Here is a 21,149-nt window from a genome sequence, read left to right as displayed (position 1 = left end):
GTCTCATTACGCTTCCGCATAAGCTCGGGCCCATGCAATTTCTGAAAACGCTCTTCTGGGTCGTGCTGGCCGTTGCCGCGGTGATCTTCGCGATGCGCAACTGGACGCCTGTGACGGTGAACCTGTGGGGCGGATTGCTGGTGGACGCCAAGCTGCCGGTTCTGGTGTTCGGCGCCTTTCTGGCGGGCTTCCTGCCGACCTTCGCCTATCATCGCGCCACGCGCTGGCGGCTGAAGCGCCGGCTCGACAGCCACGAACGCGCCCTTGCGGACATGCGCGGCATCGGCGACATGGCGGCCACTCACCCGGTCGCTCCGCCGACCGCGCCCCTCACCACGGAACCCCCGGCTCAATCGTGACCCATCGCTCCCCCATCTACGTCGCCCTCGACACGCCGGACATCGAGCACGCCAAGGCGCTCGCCCAGAAGGTTCGCCACCATGTCGGCGGCATCAAGCTCGGGCTCGAGTTCTTTGCCGCCAACGGCCGTCCCGGCGTGCGCGAGATGGCAACGCTCGGCCTGCCGATCTTCCTCGATCTGAAGCTCCACGACATTCCCAACACCGTCGGCAAGGCGATGCAGGCGCTGGCAGTGCTGGAGCCCGCGATCGTGACCGTCCACACCGCCGGCGGCCGCGCGATGATGGAGGACGCCAAGGCGGCCGCCCCGCTCGGCACCAAGGTGGTGGGCGTGACGATGCTGACCTCGCTCGACGGCGACGACCTCCGCTCGATCGGCTTGCAGGACGACGTCCACGGGCAGGTCGAGCGCCTGACCGGCCTCGCCCGCGAGGCGGGGTTGGACGGCGTGGTCTGCTCGGGCGCCGAGGTGGCGATCGCGAAGAAGATCTGGTCGGACGGCTTCTTCGTCGTCCCCGGCGTGCGCCCGTCGGACGGTGTGATCGGCGACCAGAAGCGCGTGGTAACGCCGCGTCAGGCTCGCGACCGGGGCGCTTCGGTGCTGGTGATCGGCCGCCCGATCACCAAGGCCGAAGACCCGGACGCCGCCGCCCGCGCGATCGAAGCGACGCTCTGAGCTTCGCCCTCGCCAAGAAGGAATGAGTGGGCCTAACCGTAAGGCGGGCCTATATCCGCCCATCATGCCAGTCAGCGCCAAGATTTGCGGGCTCTCCACCGCCGAGACCGTCGATGCCGCCGTCCGGGGCGGGGCGAGTCATGTCGGCTTCGTCTTCTTCCCGAAGAGCCCGCGCGACATCGAGCCCGGCCGTGCCGGCCAGTTCGCGACGCCGGGCCATGTCGAGCGGATCGGCGTGTTCGTCGATCCCGACGACGCGCTGCTCGCCCATGCCGTGGCGGGTGCGCGGCTAACCGGCGTGCAGCTTCATGGCGAGGAAACGCCCGAGCGTGTCGCGGCGGTGAAGGCGCGGCTCGGTGTGTCGGTGTGGAAGGCGATCCCGGTGCGCACCCGTGCCGATCTCGACGCCGCCGCTCGCTATCGTGGTGCTGCCAACCGCATCCTCTACGACGCGAAGACGCCGAAGGGCGCACTTCCCGGCGGCATGGGGCTGCGCTTCGATTGGGCGCTGCTCGACGGCTTTTCGCACCCCCTGCCCTGGGCGCTTTCGGGCGGCCTCGATGTCGGCAATGTCGCCGACGCGGTGGGGATCACCAGCACACGATTGGTCGACATCTCCTCCGGCGTGGAATCCGCGCCCGGCATCAAGGATGTGGACAAGATCGCCGCCTTCCTTCAAGCGACGAGCCATCTATGACCCTGCCCAACTCGCTTCGCGCCCAGCCCGACGCTGACGGCCATTTCGGAGAATTCGGCGGACGTTATGTCGCCGAGACGCTGATGCCGCTGATCCTCGACCTGGAGCGCGAATATCGCAGTTCCAAGGCGGACCCGGCCTTCAAGGCCGAGTTCGAGGGTCTGCTCAAGCATTATGTCGGCCGCCCGAGCCCGCTTTATTATGCGGAAGGCCTGACCGAGGCGCTCCGCAAGGACGCCCCCGCCGGCAAGGGGCCGAAAATCTACTTCAAGCGCGAAGACCTGAACCACACCGGCGCGCACAAGATCAACAATTGCATCGGCCAGATCCTGCTCGCCATCCGCATGGGCAAGAAGCGGATCATCGCCGAGACGGGCGCCGGCCAGCACGGCGTCGCCACCGCCACGGTCGCGGCGCGCTTCGGGCTGCCCTGCACGATCTTCATGGGCGCGGTGGACGTCGCGCGCCAGCAGCCCAACGTGTTCCGCATGAAGCTGCTCGGCGCGGAGGTCCGCCCCGTCACGTCCGGCGCGCAGACGCTCAAGGATGCGATGAACGAGGCGCTGCGCGACTGGGTCGCGAACGTCCACGACACCTTCTACATCATCGGCACCGCCGCCGGCCCGCACCCCTATCCGGAGCTGGTCCGCGACTATCAGTCGGTGATCGGCACCGAGGCGCGCGAGCAGATCCTCGAAGCCGAAGGCCGCCTGCCCGACCTGCTGGTCGCGGCGGTGGGCGGCGGATCGAACGCCATCGGCCTGTTCCACCCCTTCCTCGACGATGCGGACGTGGCGATGCTCGGCATCGAGGCGGCGGGCCACGGGCTCGACACCGACAAGCACGCCGCCAGCCTCACCGGCGGCCGCCCGGGCGTCCTCCACGGCAACCGCACCTACCTGCTTCAGGACGAGGACGGCCAGATCACCGAGGCGCACTCTATCTCCGCCGGCCTCGACTATCCGGGCATCGGGCCGGAGCATAGCTGGCTCCACGAGATCAAGCGGGTCACCTACGAGGGCGTGACCGATCAGGAAGCGATGGACGCCTTCCAGCTCTGCTGCCGGGTCGAGGGCATCATCCCGGCGCTCGAGAGCGCACACGCCATCGCAGGTATCGTCCGCAAGGCACGGGAAATGAACGAAGATCAGATCGTCATCCTCAACCTCTCCGGTCGCGGCGACAAGGACATCTTCACCGTCGCCGACAGCATGGGTGTGAAGCTGTGAGCCGCATCGCCGACACCTTCGCGCGCCTGAAGGCCGAGAACCGCGCCGCGCTGGTCGCCTTCGTGACCGCCGGCGATCCCTCGCCTGCGCACACGCCCGCCATTCTCGACGCCATCGTCGAGGGTGGCGCCGACCTGATCGAGCTCGGCATGCCCTTCACCGATCCGATGGCCGACGGCCCCGCGATCCAGGAAGCGAACATCCGCGCGCTCGCCGCTGGCACCAAGACGGCCGACGTGCTCGCCATCGCCAGGGGCTTCCGCGAGCGCCATCCGCAAGTGCCGCTGGTGCTGATGGGCTATGCCAACCCGATGCTCTCGCGCGGCGCGAGCTGGTTCGCGCAAGCCCTTGAAGAGGCTGGCATAGACGGCGTGATCTGCGTCGACATCCCCGCCGAGGAGGACGCTGCCCTCGGCCCGCCGCTCCGCGCGAAGGGCATCGACCTCGTCCGCCTCGCCACGCCCACCACCGACAAGGCGCGCCTGCCGGCGGTGCTGGAGGGCGCGTCGGGTTTCCTCTATTACGTCTCGGTGGCGGGCATCACCGGCCTCCAGCAGGCGGCGACCGACACGATCGAGGCGGCCGTCGCGTCGCTCAAGGCCGGCACCGACCTGCCCATCGCGGTGGGCTTCGGCGTCCGCACCCCCGGGCAGGCCGCCGCCATCGCGCGCGTGGCGGACGGGGTGGTCGTGGGCTCGGCGATCGTCGACGCGCTGGCGAAGGCCGGCGGCAATCCTCAGGCGGGCCGCGTGCTCGTCGCACAATTGGCAGGGGCGGTGCGTGAAGCCCGCGTAGGAGTTACGGCATGAGCTGGATCGACAAGGTCCGCAATTCGATCCCCTTCATCACGAAGCGGGAGACCCCGGACAATCTCTGGCACAAGTGCCCGAAGTGCGGGACGATGGTCTTCCTCAAGGAATATGAGGAAAATCAGAGCGTTTGCCCCAAGTGTGACCATCATGGCCGCATCGGCGCGGCCAAGCGCTTCGACTTCTTGTTCGACGGCGGCGTCCACACGCCCCTGCCGGCGCCGGTGGTTCGCGAAGACCCGCTGAAGTTCCGCGACACCAAGAAGTACGCTGATCGCCTGAAGGCGGCACGCACCTCAACGGGCGAGCCGGATGCCTTCCTCAACGCCAAGGGTGAGATCGAGGGCCGCAAGGCGGTCGTCGGCGTGCAGGATTTCGCCTTCATGGGCGGCTCGATGGGCCTCGCGGTGGGTGCCGCCTTCGTGGCGGGCGTGGAAGCGGCGATCGCCGAGAAGGCGCCGTACATCGTCTTCACCGCCGCCGGCGGCGCGCGGATGCAGGAGGGCATTCTCTCCCTCATGCAGATGCCGAAGACGACTGTCGCCATCGCCAAGCTGCACGAGGCGGGCCTGCCCTACATCGTCGTGATGACCGATCCGACGACCGGTGGCGTCACCGCCAGCTACGCGATGCTGGGCGATGTCCAGCTTGCCGAGCCGGGCGCGCTGATCGGCTTCGCGGGCCAGCGCGTGATCGAGCAGACCATCCGCGAGAAGCTGCCCGAGGGCTTCCAGCGCTCCGAATATCTGCTGGACCACGGGATGCTCGACATGGTCACGCATCGCCACCAGCTCCGCGAGACGCTGGCGAAGCTGATCGCCTATCTGGTGCCGGAGAAGGCCTCGGCCTGACGCTTCCATGGCGGATCATGCCCGTTCCGACGATGCCGCGGTCCAGCAGCAACTGGACCGGCTGGCCGCGCTCTCGCCCGGTCGGGATATCCTCGGACTGGAGCGGGTGCGTGCGCTGCTCGACCGGCTGGGCAACCCGGAGACGAAGCTCCCGCCCGTCTTCCACGTCGCGGGCACCAACGGCAAGGGATCGACCTGCGCCTTCCTGCGCGCGGCGCTGGAGGCGGCGGGGCACAAGGTCCATGTCTACACCAGCCCGCATCTGGTCCGCTTCAACGAGCGCATCCGGCTCGCGGGGCGGCTGATCGAGGATGCCCAGCTCGCGGATTATCTCGGCCGCGTGCTCGATATTGCGGGCGACATCTCGCCGAGCTTCTTCGAGGTGACGACGGCGGCTGCCTTCCTCGCTTTCTCCGAGGTGTCGGCGGATGCCTGCGTGATCGAGGTCGGCCTCGGCGGGCGGCTGGACGCCACCAACATACTCACCGCGCCCGCCGTCACCGGCATCGCGCAGCTCGGCATGGACCATCAGGCCTTCCTCGGCGACAAGCCCGAGCAGATCGCCGCCGAGAAGGCCGGCATCGCCAAGGCCGGCGTGCCGCTCGTCATCCAGCGCTATCCGCCCTCCATGGCCGAACGCGTTGCCGCCGTCGCGGCCGAGGCCGGAGCGCCGCTCCTGCCGCGCGGCGAGGCCTGGGATGCCGCGCCCTATCGCGGCGAGCTGCATTATCGCGACGCCGAAGGCCGGCTCGACCTGCCGCTGCCCAGGCTCGCGGGGACGCATCAGGTGGAGAATGCCGGGCTCGCCATCGCGATGCTCCGACACCAGGCGGCGGTCCCCGTGCCGCCGGCCGCGATCCGCGCCGCGATGGGCTGGGCGGAATGGCCGGCCCGGATGCAACCGCTCGGCCCCGGCCCCTTGCGCGATCTCCTCCCCAAGGAAGCCGAATTGTGGCTCGACGGCGGACATAATCCGGCGGCGGCCCGCGTGGTTGCAGACCATCTGCGCGCGGCGGTGCCGACGGGGAAGCCGCTCCATCTCGTCATGGGGCTGCTCGCGAACAAGGATGCGACGGGCGTGCTGCGCGCCTTTGCCGGACGCCATGCGACGCTCCATGCGGTGCCGGTGCCGGATCATGAACATCACGCACCCGCCGAGCTGGCTACGATGGCCAAGCAGGTCGGCCTGACCGCACTCCCCGCCGCCGACGTGGCGGACGCACTCGGCTGGATCGGCCGCCATGCCGACCGCGCCGAGCCACCCTATGTGCTGGTGCTGGGCTCGCTCTATCTCGCGGGCGAGGTGCTGCGCGAGAACCAGCAGTTGCCGGACTAAATCAGCCTTCAGGTTCTTCCACGCCCGTCTGCCGGACGCTTTCCACCACGAAGCCGGCGCGGTGCATCAGCCACAGGAAGAACAGCCCCGGTATCGCGAGACAGGCCGCGAAGATGTAGAAGCCGACCCAGCCGAACGCCGCCGCCGCATAGCCGGACGGCGTGGTCGCAAAGGTCCGCCCCACCGCCGCTACGCTGGACAGCAGGGCATATTGGGTGGCCGTGAAGGCGGTGCTTGACAGGCCGGAGAGATAGGTCGCGAACACGGTCAGGCTGATCGCCGCGAACAGGTTTTCCGTGCCGACCGCCAGCGTCAGCATCGCCACGGAATGGCCCGTCGCGGCGACGGTCGCGAACATCAGGTTCGCGCCCGCCATGATGATCCCTGCGCCGAACAGCAGCCGCCCCATGCCGAAGCGCGCGATCAGCGCGCCCGCTACCAGCGATCCAATCACCAGACACCAGAAGCCGACCAGCTTGTTGATCGCGATATAGTCCGTGTCGGTGAAGCCCTGATGCACCACCATCGGCGAGAGCATGTTCTGCCCCACGGCATCGCCGAGCTTGTAGGTCAGCACGAACAACAAGATCAGCCACGCGCCCGGCCGCTTGAAGAAGTCCACGAAGGGATCGGCGACATTATGCTTCAGGAAATGGCGGAACGCCGCGAGGCTGAACGCCTCGCGCACCGCCGTGCGCCGGCCCGGCCCCAGCCACAGCGCCGCGATCGCGCCCGGCAGCACCAGCCCCGCGCTGATCGCATAGGCCATCGGCCAGCCGAGCGCTGCGCCCTCGGTCGAGGCCAGCCAGATCGTCCCTGCCCCCGCCAGCAAGTTGCCGGTGCGATAGCCGACCTGATTGGTCGCCGTGCCCTGCGCCAGTTCCTCGTCCGACAGGATCTCGATGCGATAGGCGTCGATGACGATATCCTGCGTCGCCGACAGGAAGGCCACGATCACGCCCCACAGCGCGAAGCGCGCGATATGATGGTTGGGGTCGCTCGCCCCGAGCTGGATCAGCGCCACCGCCAGCAGCGCCTGCACCACGAACAGCCACGCGCGGCGCTGCCCGAACAGCCGCGACAGGCCGGGCAGCGCGATGCCGTCGATCAGCGGAGCCCAGAGGAATTTCAGCGTATAGGGCGTGCCCAGCGCAAAGGCGAAGCCGATCGTCTTCTTGTCGATGCCGACCTTCGACAGCCAATAGGACATCGTCGCCAGCAGCAGCGTCAGCGGAAATCCGCTCGATATCCCGAGCAGGAACGCGCCGAGCGGAGCGGGCTTCAGATAATGGCGGAGCGTGGTGGAAGTCGGACCGGACATCGCCATTACCTTAGCGGCCCGACGCAACTGGGAAAGATGTTTCGGCCTCAATCCCCAAACAACGTCAACGTCCGGGGAAGGGAAACCGGCGCCCGTCCCGCCTGTCTCGCGGCGATCGCCCTGATGGCGGCGAGCAGATCGTGCGGGCGATAGGGTTTGGCGAGGAAGCCCGCAGCCACCTCCCGCGCTTCTTCCGGGCAGTCTCCCGATACGAACAGCAGTGCCGCCCCGGCCTTGCGCGCGGCGTGGGCGACCTCCATTCCGCTCCCCTCGCCCCGCAAGCGGATGTCCGAAATGACGAAATCGATCCCGCCCCGCGCGATCAGGTGCAGCGCATCGGTCATATTGTCCACCGCCGCGGCGACGGTGAAGCCCGCCTCGCGCAGGACATGTTCGTTGTCGAAGGCGATCAGCACATCGTCTTCGACAATGAGGATGGTGCGGTTTCTGGTCTCTTCCTGCTGGAATTTTCGGAACATGGTGACGCTCGAACCCCTCGCCGCCAGTACGCAGGATGCGACTCGCCGCTTGACCGACAAGCGATTAGCGCGGAAGGCGGTTCCCGCATCCTGAGCCATCGGAGACAAGAAGTGAGCGCCCCCCGCCGCCCCGGCGACGATCGTCGTGCCGGCCGCCGCGCCGAACCCCGCGATCGCCGCGGTTCGCCCCCGCGCAAGCCCCGCGCAACCGGCGAGACGCCGCGTGAGGACGCGCCCTCGGACGGCAAGAAGCAGCGCTCGCCGCAACGGACCGGCGCCAAGCCCCGCACGAGCCGCTCCGAGGCCTGGGCCGCCGCGCGTCCGCCGCGCGAGCGCGATGCCGCCGCCAAGCCCGCGACCGGACGCAAGCCTCGCGAACGTCGCGCCGCTCAGGACGAGCCGCATTCGCCCGCGCACGAAGCCGCCCCGTGGGAGGCCGCACCCGCCGGCAAGCGCCCCGCTCCGCGAGCGGATGGCCGCCGTCGTGGCGATGCTCCCGCCGCTCGTCCCGCACGCCGCGAGGAGGAAAGCGGACGTCCGACGCGGAACCGCCGAACCGACGCCCCCGCGCGCCCGTCTTCGGACAAGGGCAAGGCCATGCGCAGCACCCGCCCTGCACCCACCCATGGTGCGGATCGGGGCGAGAAGCTCCTCTCGCGCCCACCGCGCGGCGAGGGTGAAGGCCGCTCCGCTCGCCCGGCCGAATCGCGGGGCAAGACGCCTCGCGCCGCCGAACCCGAGACGCGGGAGCGCCGCCCCGCAGCCCGCCGTGCCTCCGGCAAGGCGCACGCCGCCGAAACGCCCGCGCCGCGCGTCCACAGCCGCAAGGAGCCGCAGCGCATCGCCAAACTGCTCGCCCGCGCAGGCGTCGCCTCGCGCCGCGAGATCGAGCGGATGATCGCGGAAGGCCGCATCGCGCTCGACGGCAAGGTGCTCGATACGCCGGCCACCATCCTCACCTCGCTCCAGGGCGTGACGGTCGACGGCCAGCAGGTCGATGCGCCCGAGCACACGCGCCTCTTCCTCTTCCACAAGCCGGTCGGCTTCCTCACCACCGAGCATGATCCGGCCGGCCGGCCGACCATCTACGACCGCCTGCCCGAAGGCCTGCCGCGCGTGATGCCGATCGGCCGCCTCGACATGAACACGGAAGGGCTCCTCCTCCTCACCACGGACGGCGAGTTCAAGCGCAAGCTGGAGCTGCCTTCGTCGGGCATCCCGCGCGTCTATCGCGCGCGAGCCTATGGCGAGATCCATCAGGAGCAACTGGAGGCGCTGTCCGAGGGGATCACCATCGACGGCATCCGCTACGGCTCGATCGACGCCAACATGGAGCGGCGCACCGGCCGCAACGTGTGGATCGAGATGAAGATCACCGAGGGCAAGAACCGCGAGATCCGGCGCGTGCTGGAATATCTCGGGCTTCAGGTCTCGCGCCTGATCCGCGTCGCCTATGGCGAGTTCGTGCTGGCCGACCTGCCGGCGGGCGATGTGGTCGAGGTGCGGCAGAACGACCTCGTGGAATTCCGGAAGACGCTGCGGTGAGGATTGTTTCCGGACTATGGCGCGGCCGCCCGCTGAAGTCGCCCGCCGGCAGCACCACGCGCCCCTCCTCCGACCGTGCGCGGGAAGCCCTGTTCTCGATGCTGACCAGCCGGCTCGGCAGCTTCGAGGGGCTCGCCGTCGCCGATCTCTTCGCGGGCACCGGCGCGCTGGGGCTGGAGGCCCTGTCGCGCGGTGCGGAAAGCTGCACTTTCGTCGAGCAGGACAAGGCCGCGCTCGATGCGCTGCGCGCCAACATCGCGGCGCTGGGTGCCAAGGCGGACGTGCGGGCTCAGGCGGTCAATACGCTCGGCCCGTCCACACGCGCCTACGACCTGATGATGATGGACCCGCCTTATGCGATGCATGCCGGCGTGCCGACGCTGGAGCGTCTGGCCCGGCTCGGCTGGCTGGCGCCGGGCGCGCTCGCCAGCGTCGAAGGCGAGAAGACCGAGGAACTGCGCCCCGGCGGCTTCTCGATCGAGGCCGAGCGCATCTACGGCAAGGCCAAGATCACGCTGCTGCGCTACGAGGGCTGAACCCGCGAAGTTGACACATATGAGCGGAAAATCGCGCGCGACGTTCGGGCGGAATTGAAGCTAGTACCGTGGCGGGCGGCAACGTCGATGGTGTTGGACGAAATCCTGCATGGGAAGGGGCGAGTTCCGATTAGCGCCGGGGCTTCCTGTTCAGCGCCACCGCTTCCAGCAGCAGCGCCTTGAGGGCCTCTTCATCGATCCCCTCGCCCTCGCGGATGTCGATCGCGCGGCGGACGTTGCCGTCGAGGCTGGAGTTGAACAGCCTGGCCGGATCATCGAGCGCCGCGCCCTTGGCAAAGGTGAGCTTCACGGCACTCTTGTAGGTCTCGCCGGTGCAGATCATGCCATCGCGATACCAGGTCGGGACGCCGCGCCACTTCCATTCCTCGACCACGTCGGGAACGGCCTGCCTGATGAGCGCGCGGACACGCGCCAGCGTCTCGCCCCGCCAGTCGCCAAGTTCTGCGATCCGGCCGTCGATCAGCTCCGAGGGCGTCTTTCCGTCCATCGCCGTACCTTCGCTCATCGGCTTGCCCCCTTCATCTCCGATGGCATGTCATAAGATGGTCGCCCTGCCGTTTCCAGCAGGGCATCCCCGGTTGCCCTGAGCCCTTCCGTTCCCTACCTGTTCGAACGTGAATCAGCCCACCCCCACCGCCCCCGAGCCCGCTTATCTGAAGGGCCTGAACGAGCCGCAGCGCGAGGCCGTTCTCACCACCGAAGGCCCCGTGCTGGTGCTGGCCGGCGCCGGCACCGGCAAGACGGCGGCGCTCACCGCCCGCCTCGCGCACCTGATCGCGATGCGGAAGGCGTGGCCGAGCGAGATCCTCGCCGTCACCTTCACCAACAAGGCCGCGCGCGAGATGCGCGAGCGCGTCGGGCGGATCGTCGGCGATGCGGTGGAGGGGATGCCGTGGCTCGGCACCTTCCACTCGGTCGCGGCGCGGATGCTGCGCCGTCATGCGGAGCTGGTGGGGCTCCAGAGCAACTTCACCATCCTCGACACCGACGACCAGATCCGCCTGCTCAAGCAACTCATCTCGGCCGCCGACATCGACGAGAAGCGCTGGCCCGCCCGCCAGCTCGCCGGCCTGATCGATCGCTGGAAGAATCGCGGCTGGACACCCGCCGAAGTCGATGCCGGCGAGAGCGAGCTGTACGCCAACGGCCGGGGCTCCGAACTCTACAACGCCTATCAGAAGCGCCTGATCGCGGTGAACGCCTGCGATTTCGGCGATCTGCTGCTCCACATGCTCGTCATCCTCAAGCGCCATCGCGACGTGCTGGAGCATTATCAGCAGCGTTTCCGCTATGTGATGGTGGACGAGTATCAGGATACCAACTCGTCCCAATATCTCTGGCTGAGGCTGATCGCGCAGAGTCACAAGAATATCTGCTGCGTCGGCGACGACGACCAGTCGATCTACTCATGGCGCGGCGCGGAGGTCGCCAACATCCTGCGCTTCGAGCAGGATTTCCCGGGCGCCAAGGTGATCCGGCTGGAGCAGAATTATCGCTCCACTCCGCATATCCTCGGCGCGGCCAGCGCGCTCATCGAGAATAACGGTTCGCGCCTCGGCAAGACGCTGTGGACCGAGATCGACGTCGGCGAACAGGTCAGCATCATCGGCGTGTGGGACGGACCGGAGGAAGCCCGCCGCGTCGGCGAGGAGATCGAGAATCTCCGCCGTCAGGGTGGCAGCTATGATGACGCGGCGATCCTCGTGCGCGCCCAGCACCAGACGCGCGAGTTCGAAGACCGCTTCATCGCGATCGGGCTCCCCTATCGCATCATCGGCGGCTTCCGCTTCTACGAGCGCGCGGAAATCCGCGATGCGCTGGCCTATCTGCGCGTGGTGTTCCAGCCGGCGGACGATCTCGCCTTCGAGCGCATCGTCAACACGCCCAAGCGCGGACTCGGCGACAAGGCCGTGGCGAAAATCCATGCGCTGGCCCGCGCCGAGAGCCTGCCGCTGACGCTCGCCGCGGCGAGGCTCTGCGACACCGACGAACTGGCGGGTGCGGCGCGCAAATCGCTCGGCCGGCTGGTGGGGGACATCGCCCGCTGGCGCGACCTCTCCAACGCGCTCGCCCATCCCGAGCTGTGCCGCCAGATCCTCGACGAGAGCGGCTATACCGCGATGCTCCAGGCCGATCGCTCGGCCGAGAGCGCGGGGCGGCTCGAAAACCTTACCGAGCTTGCCCGCGCTATGGAGGATTACGAAACGCTGGGCGAGTTCCTGGAGCATGTCAGCCTCGTCATGGACAATGACGCGGCTGATATCGGCGCGAAGGTGACGATCATGACGATCCACGCCGCCAAGGGGCTGGAGTTCGACACCGTCTTCCTCGCCGGCTGGGAGGAGGGGATTTTCCCATCCCAGCGCGCGCTCGACGAAGGGGGCGTGAAGAGCCTCGAAGAGGAGCGCCGCCTCGCTTATGTCGCGATCACGCGGGCACGGCGACGCTGCATCATCCTCCATGCCGCCAACCGGCGCATCTATGGGCAATGGACCTCCTCTATCCCCTCCCGCTTCGTCGGCGAACTGCCCGAGGAACATGTCGAGAGCGAAACCACAATGACCGGCGGGGAATCGCTCTGGCGCGCGCAATGGAGCGAGCGGACCGATCCCTTCGCCCATATCGAGCGCGGCACCGGGCGCGGCCCCGGCTGGCAGCGGGCGGCCGCGCTGGGCGAGCCCACGGCGCGCTCCGGCCCCGGCCAGCGCATCGTCGAGGTGAAAGCGTCGGCCGCCAGCTATGCCGCCAAGCCGCGAGCGGATGTTGCGGTCGGGCAGCGCGTGTTCCACACCAAATTCGGCTACGGCAGGATCGAGCGCATCGAGGGCAACAAGCTCGAGATCGATTTCGAACATGCCGGAACCAAGCATGTGCTCGACAGCTTCGTGACTCCAGCATGATCCGACCGCTCGCCTCCGACCTCGCCCCCCGCAAGACCGATCGCGAGGACGGCGGCGGCCTGCCCGCCGACGGGATGCCGAGCCCGCGCCGCTATCTCGCCATCGCGGCGATCTCGCTGGGCACGATCCTGACGGTGATCGACGGGCAGATCGCAGGCGTGGCGCTGCCCACCATCGCGCACGATCTGAAGGTGGACAACTCGGCCGCGGTGCTGGTGGTCACCGTGTACCAGCTCGTGCTGGTGATGACGCTGCTCCCTTTCTCGGCGCTCGGCGACCGGATCGGCCTCAAGCGGCTCTACCAGATCGGCCAGGTCGTCTTCACGATCGCGACGGCGATGTGCTTCTTCGCGAAGTCGCTGCCCTTCCTTCTCGTCATCCGCGCGGTGCAATCGCTGGGCGCGGCGGCGGCGCTCAGCGTCATGTCGGCGCTCATCCGCTCCATCTATCCGGCGCGGCAGCTCGGGCGCGGCATGGGGCTCAACAGCGTCATGGTCTCCGTCTCGGCCGCGCTGGCGCCGACGGCGGGCGGCCTGATTCTCGCCATGGCGCCATGGCCGTGGGTGTTCGCCGTCGGCGTGCCTTTCGCGATCCTGTCGCTGGTGCTGGGCCGCTTCGGCCTGCCCGACGTGCAGGGCCGCAAGGTCGGCTACGACACGATGGGCGCCGTCTACTGCGTTGTGACGTTCGGGCTGATCATCTCCGGGCTGGAGACGGGCGTGCATGGCGGGCCGCCGACGGTCGCCGCGCTGGTGCTCGCGGCCGGCCTGATCGCAGCCGTGATGTTCGTCCGCCACGAGCTGGACGAACGGCATCCGATCATGCCGGTGGACCTGCTCCGGATGCCGGTCCTGGCCCTTTCCACCTCGGGGGCGCCTGTGTGCCTTCATGGCGTCGATGACGCTGCTCCTGTCGCTGCCCTTCCGGCTGGAGCACGCCTATGGCCTCACGCCCAGCGAGGTTGGCGCGATGATCGCGCCCTGGCCGCTCACCACCATGATCGTGGCGCCGACCGCGGGCTCGCTCTCGGACAAGGTGCCGGCCGGGCTGCTCGGTGGAATCGGCATGACGGTGGCGACGATCGCGCTGCTGCTGCTTGCCTTCCTGCCGGCGCATCCGGGCTATGCCGACATGGCGTGGCGGATGGCGCTGTGCGGATCGGGCTTCGGCCTGTTCCTCGCCCCCAATGCGCGGCTGATCGTCGGCTCGGCGCCACGGCATCGCGCCGCCTCGGCGGGCGGGCTCATCTCCACCACCCGGCTTTCCGGGCAGACGCTGGGCGCCACGCTGGTGGCCGCCCTGCTCGCCTTCGGGCTCGGCGAAGGGCCGGTGCCGCCGCTCGTCGCGACCTGCCTCGCGGTGATCGCGGGCGTGTGCAGTGTGGCGCGGCTCAATCCGGCGCTGCGCCGCCCCTCCCCATCCGAGGTAGAGCCCGGCGCCGCCTGAGACGGTGGCGTAACGAAGGAAGCATCACTAAGCGGCCACGAAGCCACGCTGCGGTTGCTTCCCCCTCACCGCCCGCCGTAAGGAACCGGCATGGAACAGCCCAGCCACCCGTTCGCCTATCGAGACTTCCGATTCTATTGGGCGGCGCGGCTGATGTCGACGATCGCGCAGCTCTCGATGGTGATCGTGATCGGCTGGGAAGCCTATGACATCGCCCGCCGGACGATGCCCGTCCACGAGGCGGCGTTGCAGCTCGGCTGGATCGGCGTCGCGCAGTTCCTGCCGCTGGCGCTCCTCACCCTCATCACCGGATGGACCGCCGATCGGGTGGATCGCCGCTGGGTGGCCCGCTGCTCGACCTTGCTGGAGACAGGATGCGCCGCGACGCTGGCGCTGATGGCGTATCACGGCACGACGACGCTGCCCGCCCTCTTCGCCATCGCCGCGCTGCTCGGCGTCGCGCGGGCCTTCGCGGGGCCAGCGATCCAGGCGATCTCGCCCAATCTCGTGCCGCCGGCCGTGCTGCCGACCGCGATCGCGCTGAGTTCCATCGCATGGCAGGGCGGATCGATCGTCGGCCCCGCGCTGGGCGGCTATCTCTATGCGGCGGCGGCGTGGGTGCCCTTCGCGGTCAGCACCGTGCTGTTCGCCGGCTGCTTCCTCTGCCTGATGATGCTCCGCCCGCTGCCCCGCCGCGCGATCAGCGGATCGAGCAACCCGTGGGCGCAGATGATCGACGGGCTGCACTATGTCCGCCGCAACCGGCTGGTGCTGGGCGCGATCTCGCTCGATCTGTTCGCCGTGCTGCTGGGCGGCGCCACCGCGATGCTGCCGGTCTACGCCAAGGATGTGCTGCATGTCGGCGCCTCCGGCCTCGGCGACCTGCGCGCCGCGCCGGCGGCGGGCTCCGCGCTGACCGCGCTGTTCTTCGCCTTCCGGCCCTTGAAGCACAATGTCGGCGTGAAGATGCTAGCAGCCGTCGGCCTGTTCGGCGCGGCGACGGTGGGTTTCGGCGTGTCGCGCTGGATGCCGCTGTCGCTCGGCTGCCTCGCCATCCTCGGCGCGGCGGACATGGTCTCCGTCTATGTCCGCCAGTCACTGATCCAGATCTGGACGCCCGACGAGATGCGCGGCCGCGTCGGCGCGGTGTCGTCGCTCTTCATCTCGGGCTCGAACGAGCTGGGCGAGGCCGAGAGCGGCTTCCTCGCGGCGCTGGTCGGCCCGGTGACGGCGGTGGTGGCGGGCGGCATCGGCGCCGTGCTGGTTGCATTCGCCTGGTCGCGCTGGTTCCCCGAGCTGCGCCGTGCGCGTAGCTTCGATCCGCCCAAGAGCTTTGAAGACGTCCCTCTGGAGGAGAAAGCCGCATGAAGGCCGCAAGCATATTGGAGACGATCGGCAACACGCCGCACGTCCGCTATTCGCGCCTGTTCCCGGACGCGGAGGTCTGGATCAAGTCCGAGCGGACCAATCCCGGCGGCTCGATCAAGGATCGCATCGCGCTCGCGATGATCGAGGATGCGGAGAAGTCCGGCAAGCTCCGCCCCGGCGGCACGATCATCGAGCCGACCAGCGGCAACACCGGCATCGGCCTTGCCATGGTGGCCGCGGTGAAGGGCTACAAGCTCATCCTCGTCATGCCCGAGAGCATGTCGCTGGAGCGCCGCCGCCTGATGCTGGCTTATGGCGCGACCTTCGATCTTACCCCGCGCGAGAAGGGCATGAAGGGCTCGATCGAGCGCGCGGCCGAGCTCGCTGCCGACATCGAGGGCTCGTGGATTCCCGGCCAGTTCGAGAACCCGGCCAATATCGACGTCCATGTCCGCACCACGGCGCAGGAGATCCTCGACGATTTCCGTGACGCGCCGCTCGATGTCATCATCACCGGCGTCGGCACCGGCGGCCACATCACCGGCGTGGCGCAGGTGCTCAAGCAGCATTGGCCGGCGCTCAAGGTGTTCGCGGTGGAGCCGACGCTCTCGCCCGTCATCTCGGGCGGCCAGCCGGGTCCACACCCCATTCAGGGCCTCGGCGCGGGCTTCGTGCCGACCAACCTGCATACCCAGCTTCTCGACGGCGTGATCCAGGTCGATGCCGGCGACGCCAAGGACTATGCCCGCCGCTCGGCGAGCGAGGAAGGCGTGCTGGTCGGCATCTCGTCCGGCGCGACGCTGGCGGCGATCAAGCAGAAGCTGGCCGAGCTCGGCAACGGCGTGAAGGTGCTCGGCTTCAATTACGACACCGGCGAGCGCTATCTGTCGGTGCCGGATTTCCTGCCGGAAGCGTAATCGATACGGCAAGAGTATCGATTGACCGACCGCTATCTTCACGGACCCATGGCGGGATGAGCCGGCCGGCCCATCCCGCCGTTCAGGGCCTGCCCCGGATCATCCGGGAATGCGCAAGACTGCTGCTTGTCTTGACGCCCTTTGGCCTTTGCCTGCTGCTTTACGTCCTTCAGGATTGATCGGCCGTTCGCCGCAGCGTTTAGATTTGAGAGAGAAGTTCTCGCCTAGGACGAACCTTCAAGGCGATTCAGGACGAACGATGCGAAACGAAGTGATTGCGCGCGCAGCCGAGATCGAAGCCGCGCTGGGGCGGCCCGATATCGACGAGGCGCTCAAGCGCTGGCAGGCGGCCGGAGGAGCCGTCGGCGGACGGACGGCGGCGCCGTGGGTGTCGGTGGCCTTCCTGTTCGGCCGCCGGCTGCGCATCGCCGCCTGACGTTCAGAACGCCTCGACGGGCAGCGCCATCACCGCCTCGGCCCCGCCCTCCAGCTTGCGGCGGAGCGCGCCGACATCGGGCAGCATCCGCTCCGCGAAGAAGCGGGCGGTGACGAGCTTGGCTTCGAGGAAGGCCTTGTCGCCCTCGCCCGCATCGAGCGCCGCCTGCGCCGCGCGGGCCATCTTCAGCCACATCCAGCCGAGCGAGACGATGCCCATCATCGTCATCAGCGGATAGGCCGCCGCACCCGCGTTGTTCGGGTCTTTCATGCCGTTCTGCATCAGCCATAGCGCGCCCGCCTGAAGCTGGCCGACGGCCTTCTCCAGATGCCCCGCGAGTTCGGCCTGCGGACCGTCCTTCGCCTGTGCGATATCGGCCGAGATCAGCCCGAACAGCGCCATCGCTGCCTTGCCGCCATGGCGCGGCAGCTTGCGGCCGACGAGGTCCATCGCCTGCACGCCGTTGGTGCCCTCGTAGATCATCGCGATCCGGGCATCGCGGACATATTGCTCCATGCCATATTCACGGATGTAGCCATGGCCGCCGAACACCTGCTGGGCCTTGGTGGCGATCTCATAGCCGAGATCGGTCAGATAGCCCTTGATGACCGGGGTCACGAGCGAGATCAGCTCGTCCGCCGCCTCGCGGTCCGCTGCCTCGGGCGCCTTGTGCGACAGATCGACCTGCAACGCCCCCCACAGCACCAGCGCGCGCGCCGCCTCCAGCGAGGATTTCGCCTCCATCAGCATCCGCCGCACGTCGGGATGGACGAACAGCGTGTCGGCGGGCTTGTCGGGCTCCGCCGGGCCGGTCAGCGCGCGGCCCTGCCGGCGCTCCTTCGCATAGGCGACCGCGTTCTGATAGGCCGTCTCCGCGATGCCGAGCCCCTGCAGGCCGACGCCGAGCCGCGCCGCGTTCATCATGATGAACATCGCGGCGAGGCCCTTATTCTCCTCGCCCAGCAGCCAGCCCGTCGCCCCATCATAGTTCATGACGCAGGTGGAGTTGGCGTGGATGCCCATCTTCTCCTCGATCGAACCGCAGGAGACAGCGTTGCGCGTGCCCGGATTGCCCTCCGCATCGGGCGGGAACTTGGGCACGATGAAGAGCGAGATGCCCTTGCTGCCTTCCGGCGCGCCCGGCAGCTTGGCCAGCACGAGATGGATGATATTCTGAGAGAGGTCGTGCTCGCCCGCCGAGATGAAGATCTTGGTGCCGGTGATGGAGAAGCTGCCGTCCCCCTTCGGCTCCGCGCGCGTCTTGATGAGGCCGAGATCGGTGCCGCAATGCGGCTCGGTTAGGTTCATCGTGCCGGTCCAGGTGCCGGCCACCATCTTGGGCAGATAGAGCGCCTTCTGCTCATCCGATCCGATCGCCAGCAGCGCCGCCATCGCTCCCTGCGTCAGCCCCGGATACATGGCGAAGGCGACGTTCGACGAGATCAGATATTCCTCGAACGCCGTCGAAAGCACATGCGGAAGCCCCTGCCCGCCAAACGCCTCCGGCGCGCCGAGCCCGATCCAGCCGCCCTCCGCGAGCTGGCGATAGGCATCGCGGAAGCCGGCCGGCGTCGTCACCGAGGCGTCGTCATGCCGCGTGCAGCCCTCCGCGTCGCCGGACTGGTTGAGCGGGAAGAAAACCTCGGCGCAGAGCCTGCCGCCCTCCTCCAGGATCGCGTCCACCATATCCGGCGTGGCCGCGCCGAAGCCCGGCAGGTTCGCATAGCGGTCCAGCCCCAACACCTTGTCCAGCACGAAGCGGGTGTCGGCGATGGGGGGCGTATAGGTCGGCATGGATACTCTCCTACGGGATCGCTCTTATGGGTGATCGGCGGCCTTCACCTGCTCGACGAACTTCGCCAGCTCCTCGATCGCGGCGTCGATATCGTGGCGCTGGCGCATCAGGCTCGCGACTCGCGCCTCGCACTTGGCGACGGTGACGCGCCGCTGCTCCTGCCGGCCGTCGCCGACATCGTAGAGGTCGATCATCTCCCGGATTTCGGCGAGGCTGAACCCCACGCGCTTGCCGCGCAATATCCACGCCAGCCGCGCCCGATCCCGCTTGGAATAAACGCGCGCCAGCCCGATCCGCTCGGGCGAGATCAGCCCCTCGTCCTCGTAGAAGCGGAGCGCGCGGGCGGTGACGCCGAACTCCTCGGCGAGATCGGTGATCGTGTAGCTATCCCGATTATGCGCATCGGGGGTGTCGATGGTGGCGGGGTTGAAGCTCATGGGAGCGATGCTAGTTGACGTTTACGTCAACTGCAATGGGGTCATCGCTCCTTCGGTTCGGTCGCCTGGATTCGCTCCAGCCGCCCATCGGCCACGCGCCGATAGAAGCAGCTCGGTTCGCCGGTGTGGCAGGCGGGGCCGGCCGGATCGACGATCAGCCAGATCGCATCCTGATCGCAATCCACCCGCATCTCGCGGACATGGAGGACATGGCCCGAAGTTTCGCCCTTCTTCCACAGCTTGCCGCGCGACCGAGACCAGAAATGCGCCTCGCCCGTCGCCATCGTGCGCTCCAGCGCCTCGGCATTCATATGCGCGAGCATCAGCAACTCGCCCGTCTCGGCATGGCTCGCCACCGCTGTGACCAAGCCGCTGGCGTCAAATTTGGGGGCAAGCACAGTGCCCGTTTCGCGATCGTTGGACATGGGGGATGGCTACCCTTGCCGGAAGGGGGCGACAAGTCCGTGACAACACCCTATATGCGCGCGCAACCCCACACCAGCCGCGACGGAACGCCCTAGATGCTCACGACTCATCCCTTCGATGACGACAAGCTGCGCGAGGAGTGCGGCATCTTCGGTATCTATGGCGGCGAAACGGCCGCCGCCGTCGTCGCGTTGGGCCTGCACGCTCTCCAGCATCGCGGTCAGGAAGCCGCCGGCATCTCCGCATGGGACGGCAACGGCTTCCACACGCACCGCGCGATGGGCCATGTCGCTGGCAATTTCGACCGGGACGACATCATCCGCGGCCTGCCCGGCCGGGTCGCCATCGGCCATGTCCGCTATGCCACCACCGGCGACACCGCGCTGCGCAACGTGCAGCCGCTGTTCGCGGAGCTGGCAAGCGGAGGCTTCGCCGTCGCGCATAACGGCAATATTTCCAACGCCATGAAGCTGCGCCGCGATCTCGTCCGCCGCGGCTCGATCTTCCAGTCGACCAGCGACACCGAGGTCATCATCCACCTCGTCGCCACCTCGACCTACCGCACCCTGCTCGACCGCTTCATCGACGCGCTGAAGCAGGTGGAGGGCGCCTACAGCCTCGTCTGCCTGACGCCCGAGGGCATGATCGCCTGCCGCGATCCGCTCGGCATCCGTCCGCTCGTGATGGGCCGCCTCGGCGACGCGACGATCTTCGCCTCCGAGACGGTGGCGCTCGACATCGTCGGCGCGACCTTCATTCGCTCGGTCGAGCCAGGCGAGATCGTCATCGTGTCCGACAAGGGCATCCGCTCTCATCGCCCATTCGCGCCGATCTCGCCGCGTCCGTGCATCTTCGAGCATGTCTATTTCTCGCGCCCCGACTCGATCGTGGACGGCACCAGCGTCTATTCGGTCCGCAAGCGGATCGGCGCGGAGCTGGCCCGCGAGAACCCGATCGACGCCGACTATGTCGTCCCCGTGCCGGATTCGGGCACGCCGGCCGCGATCGGCTATGCGCAGGAGAGCGGCATTCCGTTCGAGCTGGGCATCATCCGCTCGCACTATGTCGGCCGCACTTTCATCCAACCGGGCGACGGCATCCGCCACCTCGGCGTGAAGCTGAAGCACAACGCCAACCGCTCGCTGATCGACGGCAAGCGCCTCGTGCTGATCGACGACTCGATCGTGCGCGGCACCACCAGCCTCAAGATCGTGCAGATGCTGCGCGATGCGGGCGCCAAGGAGGTGCACATGCGCATCGCCTCGCCGCCGACGCGCCATTCGTGCTTCTACGGCGTCGACACGCCCGAGCGCGCCAAGCTGCTCGCCGCCCAGATGTCGGTCGCCGAGATGGCGGACTATATCAAGGTGGACAGCCTCTCCTTCCTCTCGATCGACGGCCTGTACCGCGCGCTCGGCGAGGAGGCCCGCGACGAGGGCAAGCCGCAATATTGCGACGCCTGCTTCACCGGCGACTATCCGACCCACCTGACCGATCAGGAGGACGTCGCGCCGGCCGACCAGCTCTCGCTGCTCGGCGAACGCGCGGCCTGATCGTCACAAGC

21 protein-coding genes and 1 pseudogene are annotated in these 21,149 nt (G+C 68.2%); 16 read left to right on the top strand and 6 right to left on the bottom strand.

Features of this window, described 5'->3' with window-relative positions; genetic code table 11:
* Positions 1-32: 32 nt before the first annotated feature.
* The 7 genes from ST3T6A_RS20015 to ST3T6A_RS0111705 all read left to right on the top strand — a co-directional run bounded on the left by ST3T6A_RS20015 (position 33) and on the right by ST3T6A_RS0111705 (position 5,958).
* Positions 33-359 (top strand): lipopolysaccharide assembly protein LapA domain-containing protein, encoded by a 327-nt coding sequence (locus ST3T6A_RS20015; protein ID WP_019833124.1) that lies wholly within the window; start codon positions 33-35, stop codon positions 357-359.
* Positions 356-1,036, top strand: coding sequence for an orotidine-5'-phosphate decarboxylase (pyrF, locus tag ST3T6A_RS0111730; protein ID WP_019833123.1), 681 nt, complete (start codon positions 356-358; stop codon positions 1,034-1,036). The genes ST3T6A_RS20015 and pyrF overlap by 4 nt, the downstream gene beginning before the upstream one ends.
* A 64-nt stretch (positions 1,037-1,100) precedes the next feature.
* Positions 1,101-1,733, top strand: a complete 633-nt coding sequence (locus tag ST3T6A_RS0111725; protein ID WP_019833122.1) for a phosphoribosylanthranilate isomerase — start codon at positions 1,101-1,103, stop codon at positions 1,731-1,733.
* Positions 1,730-2,962, top strand: a complete 1,233-nt coding sequence (trpB, locus tag ST3T6A_RS0111720; protein WP_019833121.1) for a tryptophan synthase subunit beta — start codon at positions 1,730-1,732, stop codon at positions 2,960-2,962. The genes ST3T6A_RS0111725 and trpB overlap by 4 nt, the downstream gene beginning before the upstream one ends.
* The gene (trpA, locus tag ST3T6A_RS0111715) at positions 2,959-3,771 is read left to right on the top strand and encodes a tryptophan synthase subunit alpha (RefSeq protein WP_019833120.1); all 813 of its coding nucleotides are present in this window, start codon (positions 2,959-2,961) and stop codon (positions 3,769-3,771) included. Before trpB ends, trpA begins: the two co-directional genes overlap by 4 nt.
* Positions 3,768-4,622, top strand: coding sequence for an acetyl-CoA carboxylase, carboxyltransferase subunit beta (gene accD, locus ST3T6A_RS0111710; RefSeq protein WP_019833119.1), 855 nt, complete (start codon positions 3,768-3,770; stop codon positions 4,620-4,622). Before trpA ends, accD begins: the two co-directional genes overlap by 4 nt.
* A 7-nt stretch (positions 4,623-4,629) precedes the next feature.
* Positions 4,630-5,958 carry a bifunctional folylpolyglutamate synthase/dihydrofolate synthase gene (locus ST3T6A_RS0111705; protein WP_019833118.1) on the top strand — a complete coding sequence of 443 codons (1,329 nt, stop codon included), beginning with the start codon at positions 4,630-4,632 and terminating at the stop codon, positions 5,956-5,958.
* Position 5,959: 1 nt separating this feature from the next.
* Here ST3T6A_RS0111705 and ST3T6A_RS20010 read toward each other — a convergent pair whose 3' ends face one another.
* Together ST3T6A_RS20010 and ST3T6A_RS22240 are read right to left on the bottom strand one after the other, a co-directional pair.
* Positions 5,960-7,279: an AmpG family muropeptide MFS transporter gene (locus ST3T6A_RS20010; protein ID WP_235785785.1), complete on the bottom strand. Its 1,320-nt coding sequence runs from the start codon at positions 7,277-7,279 to the stop codon at positions 5,960-5,962.
* Positions 7,280-7,326: 47 nt separating this feature from the next.
* Positions 7,327-7,758, bottom strand: coding sequence for a response regulator (locus ST3T6A_RS22240; RefSeq protein WP_019833116.1), 432 nt, complete (start codon positions 7,756-7,758; stop codon positions 7,327-7,329).
* Positions 7,759-7,869: 111 nt separating this feature from the next.
* On the opposite strand from ST3T6A_RS22240, the gene ST3T6A_RS22005 reads away from it, so the two are divergent.
* On the top strand, positions 7,870-9,303 hold the full coding sequence (locus ST3T6A_RS22005) for a pseudouridine synthase (RefSeq protein ID WP_019833115.1): 1,434 nt from the start codon (positions 7,870-7,872) through the stop codon (positions 9,301-9,303).
* On the top strand, positions 9,300-9,839 hold the full coding sequence (gene rsmD, locus ST3T6A_RS0111685) for a 16S rRNA (guanine(966)-N(2))-methyltransferase RsmD (protein ID WP_026359648.1): 540 nt from the start codon (positions 9,300-9,302) through the stop codon (positions 9,837-9,839). The genes ST3T6A_RS22005 and rsmD overlap by 4 nt, the downstream gene beginning before the upstream one ends.
* Before the next feature lie 130 nt (positions 9,840-9,969).
* Here the strand turns inward: rsmD and ST3T6A_RS0111680 are convergent, their stop codons facing one another.
* Positions 9,970-10,365, bottom strand: coding sequence for a DUF1801 domain-containing protein (locus ST3T6A_RS0111680; RefSeq protein ID WP_026359647.1), 396 nt, complete (start codon positions 10,363-10,365; stop codon positions 9,970-9,972).
* A gap of 109 nt (positions 10,366-10,474) precedes the next feature.
* Here ST3T6A_RS0111680 and ST3T6A_RS0111675 point away from each other — a divergent pair, with 109 nt between their 5' ends.
* The 6 genes and pseudogenes from ST3T6A_RS0111675 (at position 10,475) to ST3T6A_RS21510 (ending at position 16,927) form a co-directional block, all read left to right on the top strand.
* Positions 10,475-12,760 carry an ATP-dependent helicase gene (locus ST3T6A_RS0111675; RefSeq protein WP_019833112.1) on the top strand — a complete coding sequence of 762 codons (2,286 nt, stop codon included), beginning with the start codon at positions 10,475-10,477 and terminating at the stop codon, positions 12,758-12,760.
* Positions 12,757-13,347: pseudogene (locus tag ST3T6A_RS22200) on the top strand (MFS transporter); the annotation flags it as partial. The gene ST3T6A_RS0111675 and the pseudogene ST3T6A_RS22200, both read left to right, overlap by 4 nt.
* Before the next feature lie 310 nt (positions 13,348-13,657).
* Entirely contained in the window at positions 13,658-14,206 is a 549-nt protein-coding gene (locus ST3T6A_RS22195) for an MFS transporter (RefSeq protein ID WP_019833109.1), read from the top strand.
* 90 nt (positions 14,207-14,296) lie between these two features.
* Entirely contained in the window at positions 14,297-15,574 is a 1,278-nt protein-coding gene (locus tag ST3T6A_RS0111665; RefSeq protein WP_019833108.1) for an MFS transporter, read from the top strand.
* Entirely contained in the window at positions 15,571-16,491 is a 921-nt protein-coding gene (gene cysK / locus ST3T6A_RS0111660; protein ID WP_019833107.1) for a cysteine synthase A, read from the top strand. Before ST3T6A_RS0111665 ends, cysK begins: the two co-directional genes overlap by 4 nt.
* A 259-nt stretch (positions 16,492-16,750) precedes the next feature.
* A complete protein-coding gene (locus ST3T6A_RS21510) occupies positions 16,751-16,927 on the top strand; it encodes a hypothetical protein (protein WP_019833106.1) in 177 nt (58 codons plus the stop codon).
* Between the two features lie 3 nt (positions 16,928-16,930).
* Here ST3T6A_RS21510 and ST3T6A_RS0111650 read toward each other — a convergent pair whose 3' ends face one another.
* The 3 genes from ST3T6A_RS0111650 to hisI are packed head-to-tail and all read right to left on the bottom strand — an operon-like array spanning position 16,931 to position 19,584.
* Entirely contained in the window at positions 16,931-18,721 is a 1,791-nt protein-coding gene (locus ST3T6A_RS0111650) for an acyl-CoA dehydrogenase C-terminal domain-containing protein (RefSeq protein WP_019833105.1), read from the bottom strand.
* A 24-nt stretch (positions 18,722-18,745) separates the two neighbouring features.
* Positions 18,746-19,159: a MerR family transcriptional regulator gene (locus tag ST3T6A_RS0111645; protein WP_019833104.1), complete on the bottom strand. Its 414-nt coding sequence runs from the start codon at positions 19,157-19,159 to the stop codon at positions 18,746-18,748.
* A gap of 41 nt (positions 19,160-19,200) precedes the next feature.
* Complete coding sequence (hisI, locus tag ST3T6A_RS0111640) at positions 19,201-19,584, bottom strand: phosphoribosyl-AMP cyclohydrolase (protein ID WP_019833103.1); 384 nt, start codon at positions 19,582-19,584, stop codon at positions 19,201-19,203.
* Positions 19,585-19,680: 96 nt separating this feature from the next.
* Between hisI and purF the strand changes: the two genes are divergently transcribed.
* A complete protein-coding gene (purF, locus tag ST3T6A_RS0111635) occupies positions 19,681-21,138 on the top strand; it encodes an amidophosphoribosyltransferase (protein ID WP_019833102.1) in 1,458 nt (485 codons plus the stop codon).
* The last annotated feature ends 11 nt before the right edge of the window (positions 21,139-21,149 follow it).

The organism is Sphingomonas sp. PR090111-T3T-6A (genome assembly GCF_000383095.1).
GTDB lineage: Bacteria > Pseudomonadota > Alphaproteobacteria > Sphingomonadales > Sphingomonadaceae > Solisphingomonas.
The sequence above is the reverse complement of the archived record's forward strand: the minus strand, read 5'-3'. Positions and strand labels throughout refer to the sequence as shown.